This window comes from Hamadaea tsunoensis DSM 44101, assembly GCF_000428945.1.
In the GTDB taxonomy this organism is placed as follows: domain Bacteria; phylum Actinomycetota; class Actinomycetes; order Mycobacteriales; family Micromonosporaceae; genus Hamadaea; species Hamadaea tsunoensis.
Window position 1 is genome coordinate 83,960 of record NZ_AUAX01000002.1, and the last position, 18,275, is coordinate 102,234.

The 18,275-nt window shown below is 69.3% G+C and carries 19 protein-coding genes; 4 read left to right on the forward strand and 15 right to left on the reverse strand.

From position 1 onward, the window contains the following. Positions 1 to 12: 12 nt before the first annotated feature. From G401_RS0103035 to G401_RS0103045, 3 genes are all read right to left on the reverse strand, one after another. Positions 13 to 1,293, reverse strand: a complete 1,281-nt coding sequence (locus tag G401_RS0103035; protein WP_084556763.1) for an MFS transporter — start codon at positions 1,291 to 1,293, stop codon at positions 13 to 15. Between the two features lie 140 nt (positions 1,294 to 1,433). Continuing rightward, positions 1,434 to 2,033 (reverse strand): hypothetical protein, encoded by a 600-nt coding sequence (locus G401_RS0103040; RefSeq protein ID WP_051366064.1) that lies wholly within the window; start codon positions 2,031 to 2,033, stop codon positions 1,434 to 1,436. Continuing rightward, positions 2,033 to 2,608: a TetR/AcrR family transcriptional regulator gene (locus G401_RS0103045; RefSeq protein ID WP_027341342.1), complete on the reverse strand. Its 576-nt coding sequence runs from the start codon at positions 2,606 to 2,608 to the stop codon at positions 2,033 to 2,035. Before G401_RS0103045 ends, G401_RS0103040 begins: the two co-directional genes overlap by 1 nt. Before the next feature lie 156 nt (positions 2,609 to 2,764). Here G401_RS0103045 and G401_RS0103050 point away from each other — a divergent pair, with 156 nt between their 5' ends. Then, on the forward strand, positions 2,765 to 3,301 hold the full coding sequence (locus tag G401_RS0103050) for a barstar family protein (RefSeq protein ID WP_027341343.1): 537 nt from the start codon (positions 2,765 to 2,767) through the stop codon (positions 3,299 to 3,301). Positions 3,302 to 3,312: 11 nt separating this feature from the next. On the opposite strand, the gene G401_RS0103055 is transcribed toward G401_RS0103050, so the two are convergent. The 4 genes from G401_RS0103055 to G401_RS0103070 form a co-directional block, all read right to left on the reverse strand. Continuing rightward, the gene (locus tag G401_RS0103055; protein ID WP_157545247.1) at positions 3,313 to 3,819 is read right to left on the reverse strand and encodes a hypothetical protein; all 507 of its coding nucleotides are present in this window, start codon (positions 3,817 to 3,819) and stop codon (positions 3,313 to 3,315) included. A 495-nt stretch (positions 3,820 to 4,314) separates the two neighbouring features. After that, the gene (locus tag G401_RS0103060; protein WP_027341345.1) at positions 4,315 to 6,774 is read right to left on the reverse strand and encodes an NHL repeat-containing protein; all 2,460 of its coding nucleotides are present in this window, start codon (positions 6,772 to 6,774) and stop codon (positions 4,315 to 4,317) included. 289 nt (positions 6,775 to 7,063) lie between these two features. After that, a complete protein-coding gene (locus G401_RS54030; RefSeq protein ID WP_064741668.1) occupies positions 7,064 to 8,545 on the reverse strand; it encodes a SigE family RNA polymerase sigma factor in 1,482 nt (493 codons plus the stop codon). 198 nt (positions 8,546 to 8,743) lie between these two features. Further along, a complete protein-coding gene (locus tag G401_RS0103070; RefSeq protein ID WP_027341346.1) occupies positions 8,744 to 9,724 on the reverse strand; it encodes a zinc-dependent alcohol dehydrogenase family protein in 981 nt (326 codons plus the stop codon). An 80-nt stretch (positions 9,725 to 9,804) separates the two neighbouring features. On the opposite strand from G401_RS0103070, the gene G401_RS0103075 reads away from it, so the two are divergent. Next, positions 9,805 to 10,164: a winged helix-turn-helix transcriptional regulator gene (locus G401_RS0103075; protein WP_027341347.1), complete on the forward strand. Its 360-nt coding sequence runs from the start codon at positions 9,805 to 9,807 to the stop codon at positions 10,162 to 10,164. Between the two features lie 15 nt (positions 10,165 to 10,179). Here G401_RS0103075 and G401_RS0103080 read toward each other — a convergent pair whose 3' ends face one another. The 3 genes from G401_RS0103080 to G401_RS0103090 are packed head-to-tail and all read right to left on the reverse strand — an operon-like array spanning position 10,180 to position 12,778. After that, on the reverse strand, positions 10,180 to 10,830 hold the full coding sequence (locus tag G401_RS0103080) for a response regulator (protein WP_034590623.1): 651 nt from the start codon (positions 10,828 to 10,830) through the stop codon (positions 10,180 to 10,182). After that, positions 10,827 to 11,957, reverse strand: coding sequence for a sensor histidine kinase (locus G401_RS0103085; protein WP_027341349.1), 1,131 nt, complete (start codon positions 11,955 to 11,957; stop codon positions 10,827 to 10,829). Before G401_RS0103085 ends, G401_RS0103080 begins: the two co-directional genes overlap by 4 nt. Beyond that, positions 11,954 to 12,778, reverse strand: a complete 825-nt coding sequence (locus G401_RS0103090) for a CPBP family intramembrane glutamic endopeptidase (RefSeq protein ID WP_245601592.1) — start codon at positions 12,776 to 12,778, stop codon at positions 11,954 to 11,956. Before G401_RS0103090 ends, G401_RS0103085 begins: the two co-directional genes overlap by 4 nt. Positions 12,779 to 13,385: 607 nt before the next feature. Here G401_RS0103090 and G401_RS52285 point away from each other — a divergent pair. After that, entirely contained in the window at positions 13,386 to 13,802 is a 417-nt protein-coding gene (locus tag G401_RS52285) for a cupredoxin domain-containing protein (RefSeq protein ID WP_157545249.1), read from the forward strand. An 86-nt stretch (positions 13,803 to 13,888) separates the two neighbouring features. Here G401_RS52285 and G401_RS0103105 read toward each other — a convergent pair whose 3' ends face one another. Further along, positions 13,889 to 14,431 carry a YbhB/YbcL family Raf kinase inhibitor-like protein gene (locus G401_RS0103105; protein ID WP_034590626.1) on the reverse strand — a complete coding sequence of 181 codons (543 nt, stop codon included), beginning with the start codon at positions 14,429 to 14,431 and terminating at the stop codon, positions 13,889 to 13,891. Positions 14,432 to 14,579: 148 nt separating this feature from the next. Here G401_RS0103105 and G401_RS0103110 point away from each other — a divergent pair, with 148 nt between their 5' ends. Beyond that, a complete protein-coding gene (locus G401_RS0103110; RefSeq protein ID WP_027341352.1) occupies positions 14,580 to 15,425 on the forward strand; it encodes a helix-turn-helix transcriptional regulator in 846 nt (281 codons plus the stop codon). Between the two features lie 74 nt (positions 15,426 to 15,499). Here G401_RS0103110 and G401_RS0103115 read toward each other — a convergent pair whose 3' ends face one another. Genes G401_RS0103115 through G401_RS0103130 form a run of 4 tightly spaced genes read right to left on the reverse strand, consistent with a single transcriptional unit; the run spans position 15,500 to position 18,271 of the window. Beyond that, complete coding sequence (locus G401_RS0103115) at positions 15,500 to 16,321, reverse strand: ABC transporter permease (protein ID WP_157545251.1); 822 nt, start codon at positions 16,319 to 16,321, stop codon at positions 15,500 to 15,502. Then, the gene (locus G401_RS0103120) at positions 16,287 to 17,057 is read right to left on the reverse strand and encodes an ABC transporter permease (protein WP_027341354.1); all 771 of its coding nucleotides are present in this window, start codon (positions 17,055 to 17,057) and stop codon (positions 16,287 to 16,289) included. Before G401_RS0103120 ends, G401_RS0103115 begins: the two co-directional genes overlap by 35 nt. Continuing rightward, positions 17,054 to 17,992 carry an ABC transporter ATP-binding protein gene (locus G401_RS0103125; protein ID WP_027341355.1) on the reverse strand — a complete coding sequence of 313 codons (939 nt, stop codon included), beginning with the start codon at positions 17,990 to 17,992 and terminating at the stop codon, positions 17,054 to 17,056. The genes G401_RS0103120 and G401_RS0103125 overlap by 4 nt, the downstream gene beginning before the upstream one ends. A gap of 60 nt (positions 17,993 to 18,052) precedes the next feature. Further along, positions 18,053 to 18,271: an MbtH family protein gene (locus G401_RS0103130; protein ID WP_034590627.1), complete on the reverse strand. Its 219-nt coding sequence runs from the start codon at positions 18,269 to 18,271 to the stop codon at positions 18,053 to 18,055. Between the last annotated feature and the right edge of the window lie 4 nt (positions 18,272 to 18,275).

The window sequence follows — 18,275 nt, forward strand, 5'->3', positions numbered from 1 at the left end:
TGACGACATATTTCAGCCGGCGGCGAGGCGGAGCCCCCACCGATCGGCGCTTTCGGTGACTTTGCCTACCACCAGCGGAATCACCGAGATCGCCATGATGACGGCAGCGACGGTCAACATCGGCCGGCTGCCCAGCACGGCGCCGCCGTATCCACCGACGATGCCGCCCAGTGGGATCGATGCGTAGACGAGAAACCGCCGTGCGGCGTTGACCCGACCGAGCATGTCCCGGGGCGTCGCCAATTGACGCATGGTCAACTGGCCGACGGCGTACACCGCGCCGGAAAAACCGCCCACGAGCTGCCCCACCCCCACCGAGACAGCGGGCGCCACACCGAACGGCGCCGCCAGGAGCGCGATCGCCACCGCGCTCGCCAGATTGGCCGCCATGACCGAACGGCCGAACCCGAAACGAGTCGTCGCCCGATCCGCGAGCAAGCCGCCCGCGATACCGCCCACGCCGGCCAGCATGGCCAGGAGCCCGACCAGCGTCGCCGAGAAGCGCAACTCACGCACAAGCGCCAGGACCAGCGACGCATCCCGTATCGCCACCGCGAACGCACCGACGCCGGACGAAAGACACAAGGCAACCAGTACGCGGTCCGTGCGGACGTAGACCAGGCCGCTCTTGATGTCACGGAGCATTCCCCGCCGGCCCGTGATCGATGCGGCGACGAGCTCCGGCGCTCGCAGGAAGAACAGGAGAACACCCGACAGGACATGGGAGACGGCGTCGACGGCGACGGCGGAGACAGCTCCGACGAACTGGACCAGGCCACCACCCAGTCCATTGCCGACGATCCCGGCGACCGAGCTGTTGACGGAGATCGCACTGTTGCCGGCCGCGAGCATCCCGGCCGGCAACACCTTCGGAATGACGGAGGTGGAAGCCAGGTCGTTCACCACTGTCTGCGCCTGCACAAGGAAAACGACGCAGTACAGGACGGGCATGGACAACAGATCGAGCATGCCGAGGACCGGCACGATGCCCAGACAGATCGCCCGGCCGAAGTCCGTCACGATCAGCACGGGACGCTGAGGCAGCCGGTCGACGAGTACACCGGCCACGAGGCCGAGCAGCACATGCGGTACCGCGCTCACCGCGGTCAGGATGCCGACCGCCGTCGGCGAAGCGCCCAGGACGACCGCCGCCAGCAGCGGAATGGCAAGTCCGGTCACACCCGAGCCCAGAGTGGAGACCAGATGGGCACCCCACAGATGCCGGAAGTCCGATGAACCACGCAGCGCCGAAACCCACCGTGGCCCGTTCACCTCACCGCACAACCTCTCCACATACGATCAGCCCGACTGATCCGCCGACCTTACAAGGGAAACCGGCCGCCGGGCCAAGCCAACAGCGGTGACGACGATCCTCGGGCACCTCCGGCGGGCACCCAAGGGATCGTCGTTCTGATGGTGCAGCGGCAAGTAGGTCAGACCGGATCGGGTACGCGCCACAGCCCCACCGCGAGCCAGACGCACCCGGCGAGCATCAGGACGCCGTGGCCGATCCGGACGGCCTCGCCGGTGAAGAACTGCGGAAGGAACAGCGCGAACCCGGCACCGAACAGAACCCCCGACAACCTCGGCAGTACGCCGCGCCGCCAGACCGCGACCGCGGCCCAGACCGCGCCCACACCGAGGAGCACCAGGCCGACGGCGAAGGTGGCGATCGCGACCGGGTGGTAGCGGATGCTGTCGGAGAGGTCCAGCAGGTCCAGCTGCCGGCCGTCATTGATCTTGCCAGCCAGCGTGTTGAGAGCGAAGTCCTCCGCGCCGTAGTACGGCAAGGTCAGGCCCGCGCCGATCCACATGATCGCGGCGGCGACCTTGTCGACCCGGAAGAGCGCGAGCGGCACCAGGATGAAGCCGATCATCGCGAACAGGTGGGTCGCCACCCACCACGGCGATCCCATCGCATGGAGGGCGCCGGCGGCGGTGGACTCGTCCGCCCACGGCCGCAGGGCCGGATAGAGGAAGAAAAGTACACCGGAAACGGCGAGGGTCAGCGCGGCGAGGCGGTTGCGGGACATCAGGACTCCTGAGCAGCGTGCGTGAGGGGAAGAGAGGTCAGGTACATCTGGATGAGAAGTTCGTAGGACTCGTCGAGGTCTTCGGGCAGGCCGAATCCGCCGGCGGACTCCAGGGAGGCGAAGCCGTGCGTGATCACCCTGGCGGCCCGCATGGTGTGAACCATCTGGGCGTCGGACAGCCGCCAAGGCCGCAACGCCGCCCGCATCACGTCGAGCAACCGCTGTCCGGCCGCGGCGTACTCCGGCTGGTGCAGCGGGTCGACCGGCATCGCGGCATAGCGGGCGGGGTGGGCGACCGCGTAGTCGCGATACGCCCGCATCACCGAACCGACCGCGTCCGGACCGCTGCGCCCCATGGCGGCGGCCGCGAGCCGGTCGGTCATCTCCGCCAGCACGCGTACGCCGACGAGTGTGCGTAGATCCGCGAGGTTGCTCACGTGCTTGTAGAGCGACGGGGCGGCGACGCCGCAGCGTTCGGCGACGGCGGCCAGCGTCAGCGCATCGAGCCCGCGGTCGTCGACCAGGGAGATCGCGGCGTCGACGACCCGATCGGGCGTCAGACCGGCCCTAGGCATCGGAACCGTCCGCTCGGCCCGCCAGGCTTTGGCTATCTATCATAGCTAGAAAGCTAATACACGTAGCCAGATCATGTCAAGATCGCCGAGGGTGGCGACTCCAACATTCCGAAATGAGCTGGGCAGCCACCGCCCGCCCAGCTAACCTCAGCGATCATGGCGGCGTTCGACCCAGAGAAGGACGACGGAAGCGACCCCGCGTTCCGGCTGATGTCCAACACGTTCGTGACGCTGTTCTGGCGTCCCGAGCTTCTCGACCAGACCACTGCCCGGCTGTCCGAAGCCGGCTACCAGGTCACGCGCATGGACGCCGCCGGCTGGGCAACCGAACACGACCTGCACCGTGAGATCGCCCAGGCACTCGACTTCCCCGACTACTACGGGCGCAACCTCGACGCGCTCAACGACTGGATGCGTGACGTCGTCGCCGGAGATTACGGCTGGGCCGCCGCCGACACTACCGGTCTTGCCCTGGTCTTCACCCGCTACGACAAGTTCACGCGCCACTGCCCGCGCGCGGCGCAGATCGTGCTCGACATCATGGCTGACCAGGCCAGACGTGCCCTTCTGTTCGGCCGGCGGATGATGTGCCTGGTGCAGTCCGACGACCCGCAGATTCGGTTCGAGCCGGTCGGCGCGATGCCGGTGATGTGGAACGACGCGGAGTGGCTGGACGCGAGGCGACGGCCATGACCGCGAGTCGATCAGATCAACTCGACCGTGTCATCAACGCGGTCGGCAAACGGTTCGGCCCGCAGGCCGACATCGAAGAGATCCTCGGGTACCTGCGGTCCGAAGGGCTGACGATCATCGACTCGATCAGAGCGGTGATGCAGCTCCGTAGCATGGGACTCGATAAGGCCAAGCGTCTGGTCCATGTCAGTCAGGCCTACGCCGACCAGCGCGCCGCACATGAGGCGTTCCACAATGACCTTGCCGAGGCGGTGTCTCCCGCGCGTATCGCCGAGCTTGATCTGCGCGAGGCCATTGAGCACGCGTACGCCGTGTTCGGCTCCCATCGCCGGCCCGACAAGATCGAGTTCTGCGACCATTGCGTCAGTGCTGAGGAGAACTCGATCCTGCTGTCGGTTCGCCTGCACGCACTGACCGGCCGGCAGTTGGAGCGATACGCGTGGAAGGCCATGACCACGTGGGGAACCGAAGCCGACTTCAAGCACTTCCTGCCGAGGCTGTTGGAACTGCTGGTACATGGACTCTACGAGGACAACTCCGCGCTGCCGCAGAGCCTCATCCGTAGAGTCAGCTGTCACAGCGCGGACTGGTCGCGCGAGGAGCGGGATGCCGTATCGGCCGTGTTCCTCGCGTGGTGGCAGAACACACTCGCCCGGTATCCGGCCGCGCACGACGCAGCCACCGTACTGGACGCGCTCTCCGAGACCGGCGCCGACGGCAATATCTACTTGTCGGCTTGGTGGCACGGATGTGGCGAGCCTGCCGCTCAGCACCTCGCCGACGTCCTCGACGACTGGATGATGAGCGCCGGCACTGGTGATACCTGGTGCCAGGCCGTTGACGACTGGATGACCAGCACCACGCCGGGCGACGTACTCGAGACCGCGACGCTCGCCGCAAGCACGCCCGAGATCGCGATCCGCCTCTCGAAAGCATTACGAGTCGGCAGTTGCCATCCGGCGCAGTCCAGATCATCCAGAGTCAGACGGGCAACCGGCGCTGAAACTCTAGGCTCAGGGCGCGTACCGGTAGAGCCGCCCGCCGAGGTAGTCGTAGTAGTAGAGATTGCCGTAGCCGTCGACGGCCAGACCGTCGACGGTGCTGCCGGTCATCAGGTTCGTCTTGACACCCGCCGGGTCCAGGGCGAACAGCGCGTCGCCGACGGCACCGAAGAGGACGCCGGGGTCCTGCGGGTCGGTGACCAGCTCGGCGTCGTGCCAGGCGGCGGTCGCGGTACCGAGTGTGTTCACGTCGTAGAGCTTGCGTACCAGCGTAGGTTTCACCGCGCCGGGTTCCAGCGTGAACAGGTAGCCTTCGGCGATGCCCCAGAGCTTGCCCTGAAACACCGCGAGCGCGGTGATCGACCACCACACCTTGCCCACGACGGCGGGCAGGTGGTACGCCGCGAGCTGCGCGCCGGTGGACGCGTCGTACGCGTAGAGCGTGGCGTCCCGGGCGGGCGGGTTGGCCGGCGCGGCCGAACCGAGCCCGCCGCGCAGCGAGGTTCCGGCGTAGAGCACCCCGTCCCGGTACGCGAGCGCGGTCACGGATTGGTCGACCGACCAGGTGACCGGGGTCGCACCGGGGCGCCACATGGTGACCGATCCGTCGTAGCGGCCGTACGGCGCGACCGTGCCCATGAAGACCGCCCCGTCGTCCGCGCCGGCCAGTGCCATCGGGCGGTCCTGGCCTGGCGCGGCGGCGAGCAGCTTCGGTGCCCAGGTTCCGGCGGGGTCCTGTTCATAGAGGGAGGCGTTCGGGTACGTGGCGAAGTAGACCTTGCCGTTGGCGGCCAGGATCCGGTCGGCCTGATGCAGTCCGGGCTGGAAGGCCGAGATCCCGTTCATCGGGTCGTACTGCGCCACGCCGCCGGTGACCATCCCGCCGGTGTACACCGCGCCGTCCGGATCAGCGCCGACCGCGCTCACCTGCACCGGCTGCTCGGGCGTTCCGATCACCTCGCGGTCGCGGAACGCGCCGGTCGCCGGGGCGTACTTCAGGGTGTGCGTGCGGTTGTCCAGCCCGCCGACGACCACCAGGGTCTCGGCGGTCGACGGGAACGTGGTGTCGCCGCTCAACGTCACCCAGCCGAGGCGGGTGGGTGCGAGAGCCATCGCCACGCCGGTCGAGGTGACCGTACGCGTGGCGATGTCGTAACGCTTCAGCTCACCACCGGCGACCAGGTAGACCGCGCCGCCCCGCGCGTCGGAGATCGGGAACGCCACGCCGGGTATCGTCGCCTCCTTGGTGGCCACGCCGGTCGCGGTGACGGCGTACACCAGCAGGGTGCCGTTGATGTTGGCGAACAGCCGGCCGCCGGTCCAGGTGAGCCCGCCGACGGTGGTGCCGAGCGCTTTGTCCTGACTGGACAGCAGATCGACGGTCGCGACGGCACCCGTGTTGTCGTAGCGCAGCAGCCGCGCCTGGTCGGTGCCCAGACCGAGGTAGGTCACGTTGGCCACGGGATCGTTGGCGATGGCGCGCACGTACTGGGCACCGGGCGCGGCCGGCTTCGGCCCGATGGTGGTGAAGCTCCCGCCGTCGTACTTGAAATAGCCCGCCTGATTGGACGTACCGCCGTAGACCTTCTTGTTCGCGCCGGCGGCCAGACACCACACGTAGTTCTCGCCCGCGATCGGCTGTCCGAGGTCGGTGACCGTGCCGGCGGCGTACCGGAACAGCTGCCCCGAGGCGTAGGTGCCCAGATACACCGCGCCGTCGGTGGCGGTGGTCGCCGCCCAGCCGCCGAGCGCGCCGGGCAGCGGGTCGGTCTCCACCACCGCGTCCGTGTTCGCATCGATCACGGCGAGGCGGGGTGCGGCGGTGGCGGTCCCGGCGTACACCCCGAAGATCTTGTTCTGGTCCGCGCCGACGCCGAACGTGGTCGCGTTCGGCGCGGAGTTCGTCGGTTGATATCCGAGGTCGGTCACCCCGGCGACGGTGATCAGGATGTCGTCCCAGTACGCGGTGCCGGTGCTCGCGACCCCGGAGTACAGCAGGGCGGTGACGCGGGTCGTCGCCGCGGGCGCGGTGGCCTTGACGGCGATCCTCCTCCAGCCGGCGGCCGGAGCGGACAGCAGCGTGTGCTGGCTGCCGAGGATGGTGCCCGTCGAGTCGCTGAAACGCAGGTAGAAATCGGCCGTGCCGGACTCCAGCCAGACTGAGGCGTACGCCCGGTATCCAGTGCCAGCGGTCGCGGCGATCGGCGCCGACTCCAGCCCGACCGGGGTCGTGGTACTGGCGTCGTCCAGCCGCGCGCTGGCGACGCCGCGGTGGGCGTGCACGGCGCTCGCGCTGATCCCGCCTGTGCCGTGGGACTGATGCCAGCCCGTGAGCCCGGCCTCGAAGCCGTTGTTGCCGAACACTTTGTCGGCAGCGCGGGCCGGATCGGGGGCCACCAGCGTACCGGCCAGCAGGATACCGGCGAGGAGTGCGGCGGCCGTACTGAATCTTCCGAACTCGCGACGCTGCACGACCGCCTCCGGTCCGATGGCTGGGAACGGTCGTGACCATATTTTGACCGTCCACATTGAGTCAAGATCTCCACGCGCCGGCGCGGCGGGCCGGTCGGTGCGGCGCGACGACTCGGCGTGGCCGACCTCGGATGGTCGACGCTTGTCGTCAGCGGACAGCCACGATGCGAACAGCCACCGATGTGATGGAGGTCGACTGGAGACACGGTCATGGGGTGGGATCGTGCGCGTACGCCGGTCGGCGAACGACCCTGTTGGTTCCAGCCGATCCCACACCCGGCCGCTCCGGTCAGCAGGTCACGGCGAACGGCACCCACACCCGCCAGGCGCCGCTGACCACCTCCGGAGTGACGACGACCGTGAGCCGGTTGCCGGTCGACGGCGGCATGGCGAACGTCACGTAACTCACCGTTTTCTCGCTGTCGTAATCCCACCTGGTCAACGTCAATGCCGGTTTGCCGTTCGCCGTGACATGCAGCGTTCCCGGAGTCTGCATACTCCAGCAGACACCCACGCTGTCGTCCAGCACCCCCGGCCACTCCGCCGTGACGGACACCGGCGCGCCCGGGTCTCCAGGGATCGACTCGATGACCACCCCGGTGAAGCGCTCCGCGATCGCGGGCAGCCCTCGCAAGACCGCCGGCCGCGCCGGGAACGGATAACTCGCCCACGCCACCGGCTCGGTAAAGGCCAACGCCACCTGAGTACCGGGCGGCACCGCGGGCCTACGCGGACGGGAATCAAGCGGTTCGTCATCGGTCTCCCCCGTAAGTCGTAGCACGACGGAGATGGCTCCATCCGCGGGAATCCCGTACGTCGCGCGATACGCGGCGGGGAGGACCATGCCCGCCTCCGTGTCCCCGCTGCCGTTGAGCGTGAGCGGCGTCGCGGCGCCGTTGAACGTCATCACTACAACTACCCCGCTGTGCGCGGGGACGCTGAACCTCACGTGCATGTGGACATCGCCCGGCGGGATCTTCCACACCAACGACGCCTGCCGGCTCTCGCTCGACAGCAGTGCCGTCGAGCTGAAATGCAGGCCGTCGCCGTAGTCCCCGAACGCCTGGCTCGTAGGTGACGGCGACGGCGTCTGCGCGGGGGTCGGCGCGTGACGGGAGGTCGTGCTCAACGCGTACGCGAGAAGGAGAGCCATAACGACGGCGCACGCACCGGCCACGGCGATCCGCCGACGGCGGCGCTGCTCGACCCGCTGACGGACGGCGACGACCCGCGAGCCGCCGGCCGGAGGCTCGACGTCGGCGCCGAACGCCGCGGCGGCGATGTCGGGGTCGACGCGGAGGCTGGCCATCGCCTTGTGCGCGTGGCTCTTCACCGTTCCCGGCGAGATGCCGAGCGTGTCGGCGATCTCCGCCTCGGACAGGTCCTCGTAGTAGCGCAGCACCAGTACCGCGCGCTGCTGTCTGGGCAGTCGGCCCAGCGCGCGCATCATGAGGTCGCGGTCCTCCAGTGTCCCGGCCTGCTCCGCCGCGCTCTCAGGCAGACTCTCCGACGGCCGCTCGTGCAGCCACCGCTGCCGCCACCAGCGCGAGTAGGTGTTGACGAGGACGCGCCGCACGTACGGCTCCGGGTCGCCCTCGACCCGCCGCCACGCCGACCAGGACTTCGCGAGCGAGGTCTGCAGCAGATCCTCCGCCAGCGCCCAGTCCCGCGTCAGCAGGTACGCCAGGTGCAGCAACCGGGCCGACCGGCTGGCGACGAACTCGGCGAACGTCGCGTCGTCGGTGACCGGGTGGTCCTTGAGCAGGCTCACGCTCGACGGCTCCTTGGGAATAGGGTCGGGGTACCACTATCGACTCAGTAGCCTCGCCCTGGGTGCACCTGCCGTCGAAGAATTTTTGAGCTTGCCGAACCGTTCCGCGCCGAAGCGATCATCTTGAGCATCGTGGCGCCATCTTGAGGATCGTGGCGTGACGGTGACGGCGACCGCCTCGGCGGTGTCGGGGCGGCGTCATACCGTCACGATGATCTTGCCAGCTGGCGTTCCCTTCTCCAGGTAGCGATGCGCTTCGACGATCTCCTCCAGGCCGAACACCCTGTCGATCGTGGGCCGCAGTACGCCGGTACGTACGCCCGCGGCCAGGAAGGCGGCGACGCGCGTGACGGTCTGCGGATCGGCCATGTCCGCGAATGACATGTAGCGGTGGATGGTCAGCGACGGGTTCGCCGGGAAGGAGGCCGGCCTCGGGTCCAGCCAGCCCACGACGGCCAGAGTGCCGCCGAGCCGGGCGGCCAGGGACAGTTCGGCCAGGCCCGGGCCCATGACGGCGTCCAGGATGATGTCGGCGCCTGCCCCGGCGGTGTGCCGCCGGGTGGCCTCGGCCACGTCCTCGCGGTCGGTGGCGATGGCCGCGGCGGCACCGGCGGCGATCAGGCTCTGAAGTTTCGAGGTGTGCCGGGTGACCGCGATCGGAACGGCACCGACCTGGTTGGCTATCTGGATCGCGGCTCGGCCGACACCGCCCGACGCCGCGGTGATCAGCACATGGTCACCAGGCCGCATCCCGGCCCGCTCGACAAGCGCGCCGTACGCGGTGAAGTACGTGACCCAGAACGCGGCCGCGTCGGCGACGGACAGTCCGGCGGGCCGGGGTATCACCTGGTTCGCCGATACCGTGACGTACTCGGCGTAGGCGCCCCTGGTCGCGAAGTCGGGAAGAGCGGCGAGGATGACAGGATCGCCGACCGACAGCCCGGTGACGCCGGGACCCAGCGCGTCGATGACACCGGTTCCCTCGATACCCAGCCGGGCGCGCGGCAGCTGCACCGGCCGCGGGGACTGGCCCGCGCGGACCATCTGGTCGAGCGGGTTGACGGCGAAGGCCTCGATCCGGACGAGTACCTCGCCCGCAGCGGGTTCGACGACCGGCTCCTCGACGATGCGCAGGACTTCCGGACCGCCGGTCTCATCGAACACGACTACCCGTGGCATGGCTGGCTCCTTCTGCTTCCAGTGGGGTTCGAAAGCAACGCTACGGAGCCGATAGGAACCTGCTGGTAACTTTTGACCTTGTGCACAACACCCCTGGACAGGTCTTCCTCGCCGACTGCCCCACCCGCCTGGCAGTCGAGATCATCGCCGAGAAATGGGTGGTGATCGTGCTGTTCGCGCTCAGCCTCGAACCGCAACGGCCGAGCGATCTGGCCGAACTCATCGGTGGCATCTCCCGCAAGGTCCTCACCCAGACGCTGCGCCGGCTGCAGAACTACGGCCTGGTCGAACGACACGCGTACGCCGAAGCGCCGCCCCGGGTCGAGTACAGCCTCACCGAACTCGGCACCACCCTGGTCGAGCCGATCAAGGTGCTCACCGACTGGGCACGGGACAACGGCGAGGCGATCGTCGACTTCCAGGAGAACAACCAGATCTGATTGCTGGTGGCGCGGTCAGGTGACCAGACCCCGGCGGTACGCGTACACCACGGCCTGGACCCGGTCGCGCAGGTCCAGCTTGGTGAGGATCCGCGAGACGTACGTCTTGACCGTCTCGTGGCTGATCACCAGGGTCGCCGCGATCTCGCTATTGGACAGGCCGTTCGCGATGAGGCACAGCACCTCCAGTTCGCGTGCGCTCAACGGCATGTCGTCGGGGGTGTTCGCGGTCGGGCGGATCCGGGCCGCGTACCGGCCGACGAGCTGGCGGGTGACCTCGGGGGCGAGCAGCGCCGCACCGGCCGCCACGGTGCGGATGCCGTGCAGCAACTGCGCCGGCGGGGCGTCCTTGAGCAGGAAGCCGCTGGCACCGGCCCGTAGCGACTCGTAGACGTACTCGTCGAGGTTGAACGTCGTCACGACCAGCACCTTGACCGGATGCGGTACGCCTGCGCCGGCCAGCTGGGCGGTGGCCTCGATGCCGCCCAGGCCCGGCATGCGCAGGTCCATCACCACCACGTCCGGTTCGAGTTCGCGGGCGAGCGCGACCGCGGTGTGGCCGTCGCCGCAGTCGCCGACCACCGCCATGTCCGGCTGGGCGTCGATGATCGTGGCGAAGCCGGTCCGGATCAACGGCTGATCGTCACAGACCAGCACCCGGATCACGCGCCCACCCCGACCGGGATCCGTGCGGTGACCAGGAAACCGCCCTCGGCCCGCGGGCCCGCGGTGAAGTCGCCGCCCAGCGTACCGACGCGCTCACGCAACCCGGCCAGGCCGCGGCCGCTTCCACCGGGTGACGCCGTACCCGACCCTGATCCGTCCGTGCTGACCCACACGTCGATCTCCCCCACCCCGTAGCGCACCGTGACGCTGGTCCGCGCGCCGTAGTCGTACTTGAGGGCGTTCGTCAAAGCCTCCCGCGCGACGCGGTAGACGGTGGCGTCCGTGCCGCCTTGGGTGTCCGGCGACCTGCCCTGCTCCACCAACTCCACCGGCTGCCCGGCCCGGCGGGTCTGCTCGACCAGCGCCCGCAGCTCATCGCCATGAACGGGGTTGAGCAGGTCGAGCAGGTGCCGCAGGTCGGCGATCGCGTACCGGCCGGTGTCCGACACCGCGGTCAGCGCCTCGTCAAGCCGCTCCGGTGCCGCGGTCAGGTACCGCGCCGCCTCGGCCTGCACCACCATCGCGGTCACATGGTGGGTCACCACGTCGTGCAGTTCCCGCGCGATCCGCGTACGTTCGGCGGCCCGCGCCGCCTCCGCCACATGCCGGCGGTGCTCCATCTCGGCCAGCCGGTTGCGCCGCAACCCGGCCCCCACCGCCCACATCGAGGCCAGCACCGCGTAGAACAGCAGCGCCGAGTCGAAACCGAGTTGCCCCATGCGAGCCAGTACGCCAGCCAACGCGAGGTAGCCGACCGACGCCGCGATCACCGTCGCCCGACGGTGGTGCGCCAGGTGGATGCCCGCACTGAACAGCGCGAGCGACAGGGCGGTGCCGCCGAGCGTGTTCCAACCGCAGAGCTGGTCGGCCGTGAAGCCGGTGAACACCAGGACCAGACTGGTCATCGGGCGTTTGCGGCGCATCGCCAGCGGCAGGCATTCGACGGTGATCGCCAGCACGCCCCAGCCGTCGAACGGCCGGGCCGGCACCAGGTCGGCGAGCTGGGTGCCGTGCCCGTGCCAGACCGGGACCAGGGCCACTGCGGTGAGCAGGAGCGCGAGGGGGAGGTCTTGGACGGTGACGTCAAGACGGCGCCACCGGTCCCGTAGATCGGCGAGGCTGGTCACTGGGCGAGTTTAGAGGCAGGCTCGGCGGGCCGGCCCAGCCCGGTGGGCCCGGCTTTGCGACGCATCGGCACCAGGTTGCCGCGCCGGCGGGCCAGCCACAGGAACGCCGCCGTGGCCAGAACGCCGGCCAGCACGGTGAAGATGCTCGCCTCCGGTCCGAACTGGCCACCGCTGATGAGCGCGTTACCGGTCGACTGCGAATCCAGGATCGCTTGCTGTGCGCCACTTCCGGAGACCTCGGAGCCGAAGATCGCGGACTGCGCGTAGTTCCAGCCGAAATGCAGGCCGATCGGCAGCCACAGGCTGCGGGTGGCGACGTACGAGGAGGTCAGCAAGCCGCCACCGGCGATCGCGACGCAGAGCGCGCCCCACAACGTGGCGTCCTTGTTGACCAGGTGCAGGCCGCCGAACACCAGCGCGGACGCCAGAAGAGCCACCCAGGTACCGGTGAGCTTCTCCAGATGCCGGAACAGCACGCCCCGGAAGACCAGCTCCTCGGTCGTCGCGGCCACCGCCATCAACCCGATCAGGCCCACCGCGTTGAACGGGTCGTCGCCGAGCCCGACGATCCGGTAGCCGCCGCTGACCGCGATCACTCCGATCACCGCCGCGAAGATCGCGACGCCCAGCAGCGTGCCTTTGATCAGCCCGGACGCTGCCTCCCGACCGGACGCCTCGGTCACCTGACGTTTCTCGGTGGCCCTGACCACGCCGTAGTAGGCCGCCATCGCAAGGCACGCGACGACCACACCTACCGCCAGCGAAAGCCAGACACTGCCGTCCGCCAGACGGACCGCCTGACCGGCCAGGAACGAGGCCACGACCACCGTGACGAGCTGGAGAAAGAACCGCATGACACACCCTTCGCAGAACCGCGGCACGCCGCCGCGGCTGAGAAGAAAACTACGGATCTTCACGACGGAAAACGTCACCGCTGGGCGGACACTTGCGTGTAGCTCGGCCGAGCTACACGCGGCGCATATCTGTCCATTCAGGACATCTGGCCCACGGCCACTCGACCGCCCTCGGCCGATCGATTGCTTGATCTATCAGACATTCACCGGCAGTCGGCGAAACCGATGGCCACGGCGGCTGAACCTCTACACAATCCCCTCAGACACGTCTCATGTGGAGGGTCAGTGGCGAGCAGTAACGGGCACGGAGTTGGAACAGCAGGACTCCGGAGCCGACACCTTCACCACGATGGCGTACTCGTGCTCGCTCGACCCGTCGACCACCACGAAGCTCAAACTCACCCGGGTCAAGGCGTGAAGCCGCTCCCCGACCGTGGCAGTCCGGCCGGGAGAAGGCCACAGGATATGTGCCAACCGTCCCGCAGCCCTTCCCGATAACGGAGTAAAGGCACACAAAGCCTCCCGCCGTCGTAGATTGTCTCCGAGGAGCGCATGAGCATCGACGGGGGTCGCCATGGGAGCGCTACGAGGCAGGTCCACGGCGTTGCTGTGCGCCCTGGTGGGCACGGCGATGCTGGTCGTGGGCTGCGGCGGAAGCTCGGACACCGGCGGCAGCGGCGGAAATACGCCGGCCACCTCGGCCTCGGTGGCCGGGACGAAGGTGACGGCGACCGAGAAGGAGTACTCCATCAGTCTGTCCACGATGACGTTCGCTCCGGGCGTGTACACGTTCGAGGCGCAGAACGCCGGAACGATGCCGCACGACCTGACGATCGCCGGACCCGGTGTGACCCAGCAGTCGACGCCGACCCTGCAGCCCGGGGACACCGCCCCGCTCACGGCGACCCTGCAGCCGGGCACCTACGAGCTGTGGTGCTCCATCCCCGGCCACAAGGAGCTGGGGATGGACGTGAAGATCCAGGTCAGTTGAGCGTCATGACCGTCGCCGGTTCGGGTCGAGTGCCTGTGTGAAGGGCGGACCGCTTGATCCGCCCTTTCGTGCATGGGGAGTGATCCTCAGGCGGGCGTCTCGGCGGTGGCCACGATGGTGGCGCGGCCGAGCGTGTGGCCCTCCATGATGACGGTGAAGACGGCGGGAGTGCCTTCGGTGGACACGCCGATGTCCTCGACATCGAGGGCGTGCACGGTGATGAAGTAACGGTGCCGCCCGTGGCCGGCGGGCGGGGCCGCGCCGATGTACTGCGGCAGGCGGGCGTCGTTCGGCAGTTGGATCGCCCCCTGCGGCAATCCTGATCCTGCGGCGTCGCCGGCTCCTGCGGGCAGTGCCGTCACGGTGGCGGGGATGTTGGCGACGGCCCAGTGCCAGAAGCCCGACATCGACGGGGCGTCGGCGTCGAAGACGGTCACCGCGAAGCTCCTGGTGCCGTCGGGCGCGCCGGACCAGGTCAGGTCCGGGGAGATGTCCCGGCCGCCGGGGATGCCGAAAGCACCGGACATCTGCGGCAGGAGCAGGGGCCGGCCGTCGGCGACCGCGGTGCTCTCGACCTCGAAGCTCGGCACCTGCGCGAGACGGGCGAACGGGTTGTTGGCGGCAGTCATGGCGATTGCGCTCCTCGAATGGGTGGACTGCGAACGCCGGTAAGCCTGCGACCCGCGACAGCGGGCAGGGAGATCCTGGGCATCCTGGTGCTCGCAGTGCCACCTTCCATGGTCGACGCGCGGCAACGCCACGTAGCAGACTGGGACGGTGCCAGCGCCCAGAGCCACGAACCGGCCCGAACTGTCCGCGTTCCTGCGGGCGATGCGGTCGCGCGTGCGACCGGCGGACGTGGGCCTCCCGGACATCGGCCGCCGCCGGACGCCGGGCCTGCGGCGCCAGGAGGTCGCGCAGCTCGCGGCCGTCAGCATCGACTGGTACATCCGGTTGGAGCAGGGCCGGGTCGGCGTCCCCGGCACCGCCGTCCTGGACGCGGTGGGCCAGGCTCTGAAGCTGTCCGCGGCCGAACGCCACCATCTGCACCTGATCGCCCGGGGCGAAGCGCCGCCTCCCCCGCACGTGTCGGCCCCGGCGAGCCAGTCCCTGCGGGCGCTGCTGCACAGCATGCCGACGACCCCCGCCTGGATCCTGGACTTCCGGTTCGACGTCCTCGCGTACAACGCGGCGGCGGTGGCCCTGTTCGGCCCGGGCTTCGCGGTGGGGACGAATACCGCGGAACCGCTCTTCCTCGATCCCGCCGCCCGCGACTTCCAGCTGGATTGGACCCGGATCGCCCGCGAGTACGTGGGCAATCTGCGAGCCAACCTGACCCGGCACCCGGACGATCCGCGGCTGCGGGCCCTGATCGGCGAACTACGCCGCAGGAGCACCGAATTCGCCACCTGGTGGGACGACCAGACCGTGGAGAAGCGTACGAACGGGACCAAACGCGTCCTGCATCCCACCGCCGGGATCATGACCCTGCGCTACGACGTGCTGGCCGTCCAGGATGGATCCGATCAGCGGCTCTCGGTCATCACTCCGGCGGACACCGACGCGGAGAACGCATTGCGCTCGCTCATCTTCCAGCGGAACGGCCTGCGCGCGGTGAAGTGAAACCAGCTGCCCGCCGAGGGCCGACCAGCCGTCGCGGCTTCCCTGACGGCGGACACCACACCGCTGTATGTGCTTCAGAGAAGGTCGTCGGCGCCGAGCCGTCGTGCCCGGCGGTCCTGGCGGGCCAGCAGGAGGATCGCCACGACCGCCCACGCTCCTCCGACGAGTACCTCCAGTGCCGCGTCGCCCAGCCACGGCCGGCCGTCGACGACTGCGCGTACGGCGAGAAGTCCGTTGGTGAGCGGGAGGAACCGCGGCAGGTTGATGCCGCCGACGGTGAACACGGTGGTCGGCGCGGCCACGCCGCAGAGCAGGAGCATGGCGTAGGTGGCGAAGTTGACGATGAGGACGTCGGCCCGGTAGGACAGCGCGAACGATCCGACCGCGAGCCCGAACGCGCTGGTGGTCAGGGCGAGCAGGGCGACCAGCGGGGTCGCCGCGAGCAGGTGCAGCAGCAGGTGGGTGCCGCCGAACGGGACGGCCAGCACGAGGATCGCGGTCATCGACGCGCCGAAGCCCTCCGCCGCGTAGACCAGCCAGCGGGCGGCGATCGTGCCGGGAACGGCGAGGACGCCGAGCCGGACCCGGTACATGGTGCCGTGGACGCGCTCGTCGAGGATCGCGTCGGCCCCCTTGGCGACGGTGGCCGTCGTCATGATCTGGCAGGCGGCGCCGATGAAGGCGAAGGTACGCCCCGGTACGCCTGCCGCGTAGTAGCCGAGGTACGCGACGAACGCGGTCTGCAGCAGGACGCGCGGGACGATGGTGAGCAGCATGATGCTCGGCGGGTAGAGGCTCGCGTAGTTGCGCACCGAGATGAGGGCGGCGAAGCCGTAGCCGGCCACCCGGGCCCGGCGGCGGTCAGTAAAGCTCGAGGGTGCCGTCTCGGCGGACACGGTTCACCATCCGTTCGAAGAGCCAGGCGGCCAGTACGCCGTAGGCGGCGGTGGTCGCGGCGAGCATCGGCCACGCGTTGGCGGGCACGGCGGTGCCGGCCGCGGCGGCGCGCAGCAGTTCGGCTCCCCAGTGCAGCGAGACGATCCACGAGATCGGGTGCAGCCAGTCCGGCAGCAGGGACGGCGGGACGACCAGGCCGCCGAGGATGAACACCGGGTACGCGGCCGCCTCGGCGATCCGGTACGCGGCGCGGGTCAGCACGAACAGGCAGCTGACGAGCAGGCCGAAGACGGCCGCGCTGACCAGGACCGCGAGGGCGGCGGCGACCAGGGCGAGCGGGTCCTTCACGGGCACCGGTTCGCGGGAGACGAGCATCGCCACGACGATCGTCGGCACGACGAACAGGGCCGAGCGGATCGTCGACGCGGCCGCTTTGCCGGCGAGCACCGCGCCGAGGCTCGCCGGGCGGGACAGGACCGGGGCGAGGGTGCCCTCGGACTGCTCGCCGCGCAGGACGAAACCGGTCTGCCAGATCGTGGCGCCCCAGAGCCCGACGACGCAGATGCCCAGCGCCAGCGCGGCCGGCTGGACCTGGCTGGCGGGGCCGCGGGCCAGCAGCGTCACGGCGAGGAACACCGCGGGCTGCACGATGCCGATGATGACCAGGACCAGTGAGCGCTGCGTACGCAGCTGGACGACGGCGGAGGCGAAGAAGACGCGGAGGGCGGCGGTCATCGGGTCAGCTGCGCGAAGACGCGCTCCAGGTTGGCCGGCAGGACGCGTACGTCGCCGACTTCGGCCTGCGGCCACAGATCGGCCAGCGCGCGCAGGGACGCCGGGGACCAGTCGCGTACCTCGAAGGTCACGTTCCAGCCGCCGTCCAGCGGGCCGCTGCGCACGACCCGGACGCCGTCCATGACCTCCCCGTTGGTCAGCGGCGGGACGCCCGCCCCCGACACGTTGACCTCGGCGGCCGAGGTGGCCTGTTCGAGGAGGCGTTCGAGCGGCAGGTCGTGGGTGAGCTGACCGGCCTGCAGGATGACGACCCGGCGGGCGAGCCGCTCGATGTCGACCATGTAGTGGCTGGTCAGCAGGATCGTCACGCCGCTGTCGCGCAGCTGCGCGACGGCCTCGCGGACGTGCTCGGCTTCGATGGGGTCCAGGCCCACCGTCGGCTCGTCCAGCATGAGCAGCTTGGGCGTGGTCAGCAGGCCGCTGGCGATGTGCAGGCGCTGCTTCATGCCCTTGGAGTAGGTCTCGACGGCCCGGTCGGCGACCTCCGTCAGGCCGACCTGCGCCAGCACCTGCTCGCCGCGGGCCGCGGCGGCCCGGTGCGACAGGCCACTGAGGATGCCGAAGTAGCGGATGTTGTCGCGGGCGCTGAGCCGGCCGTAGAAGCCGCGTTCGCCGCCGAGCACCACCGACAGCTGCCGCCGGGCTTCGCGCGTCTGTTTCACGACGTCGACGCCGGCGACCCGGACCGTGCCGGAGGTGGGCAGCAGCAGGGTGGAGATCACCTTCAGCAGCGTGGTCTTCCCAGCCCCGTTGACGCCCAGCAGTCCGACGGTCTCGCCGGGCTCCAGTGTCAGATCGACGTTCTTCAGCGCTTGGACGGCCTTGTCGCCACGGCCGAACGAGCGCGAGACGTCGACAATCTCCAGTGCAACCACGGCAGCAGTCTTGCCACCAGGTCGCGGCCTGTCAATACGAGAGCCGCGGCGCGTACCCGCTCACGCCTCGCCCATCTTGCGGCGCAGACTGAGCGGGCGCATGTCCGTCCACACTCGCTCGATGTGGTCCAGGCAGAGCTGCTTTCCTTGCGGTACGCCGACCGTGGCCCAGCCGGCGGGCGGCGCCTGCTCGGCGGGCCAGACCGAATACTGCTCTTCCGCATTCATGACAACGAAATAAAGCAGCTCTTCATCCTCGTCGATACGTCGATCCGGCATGGCT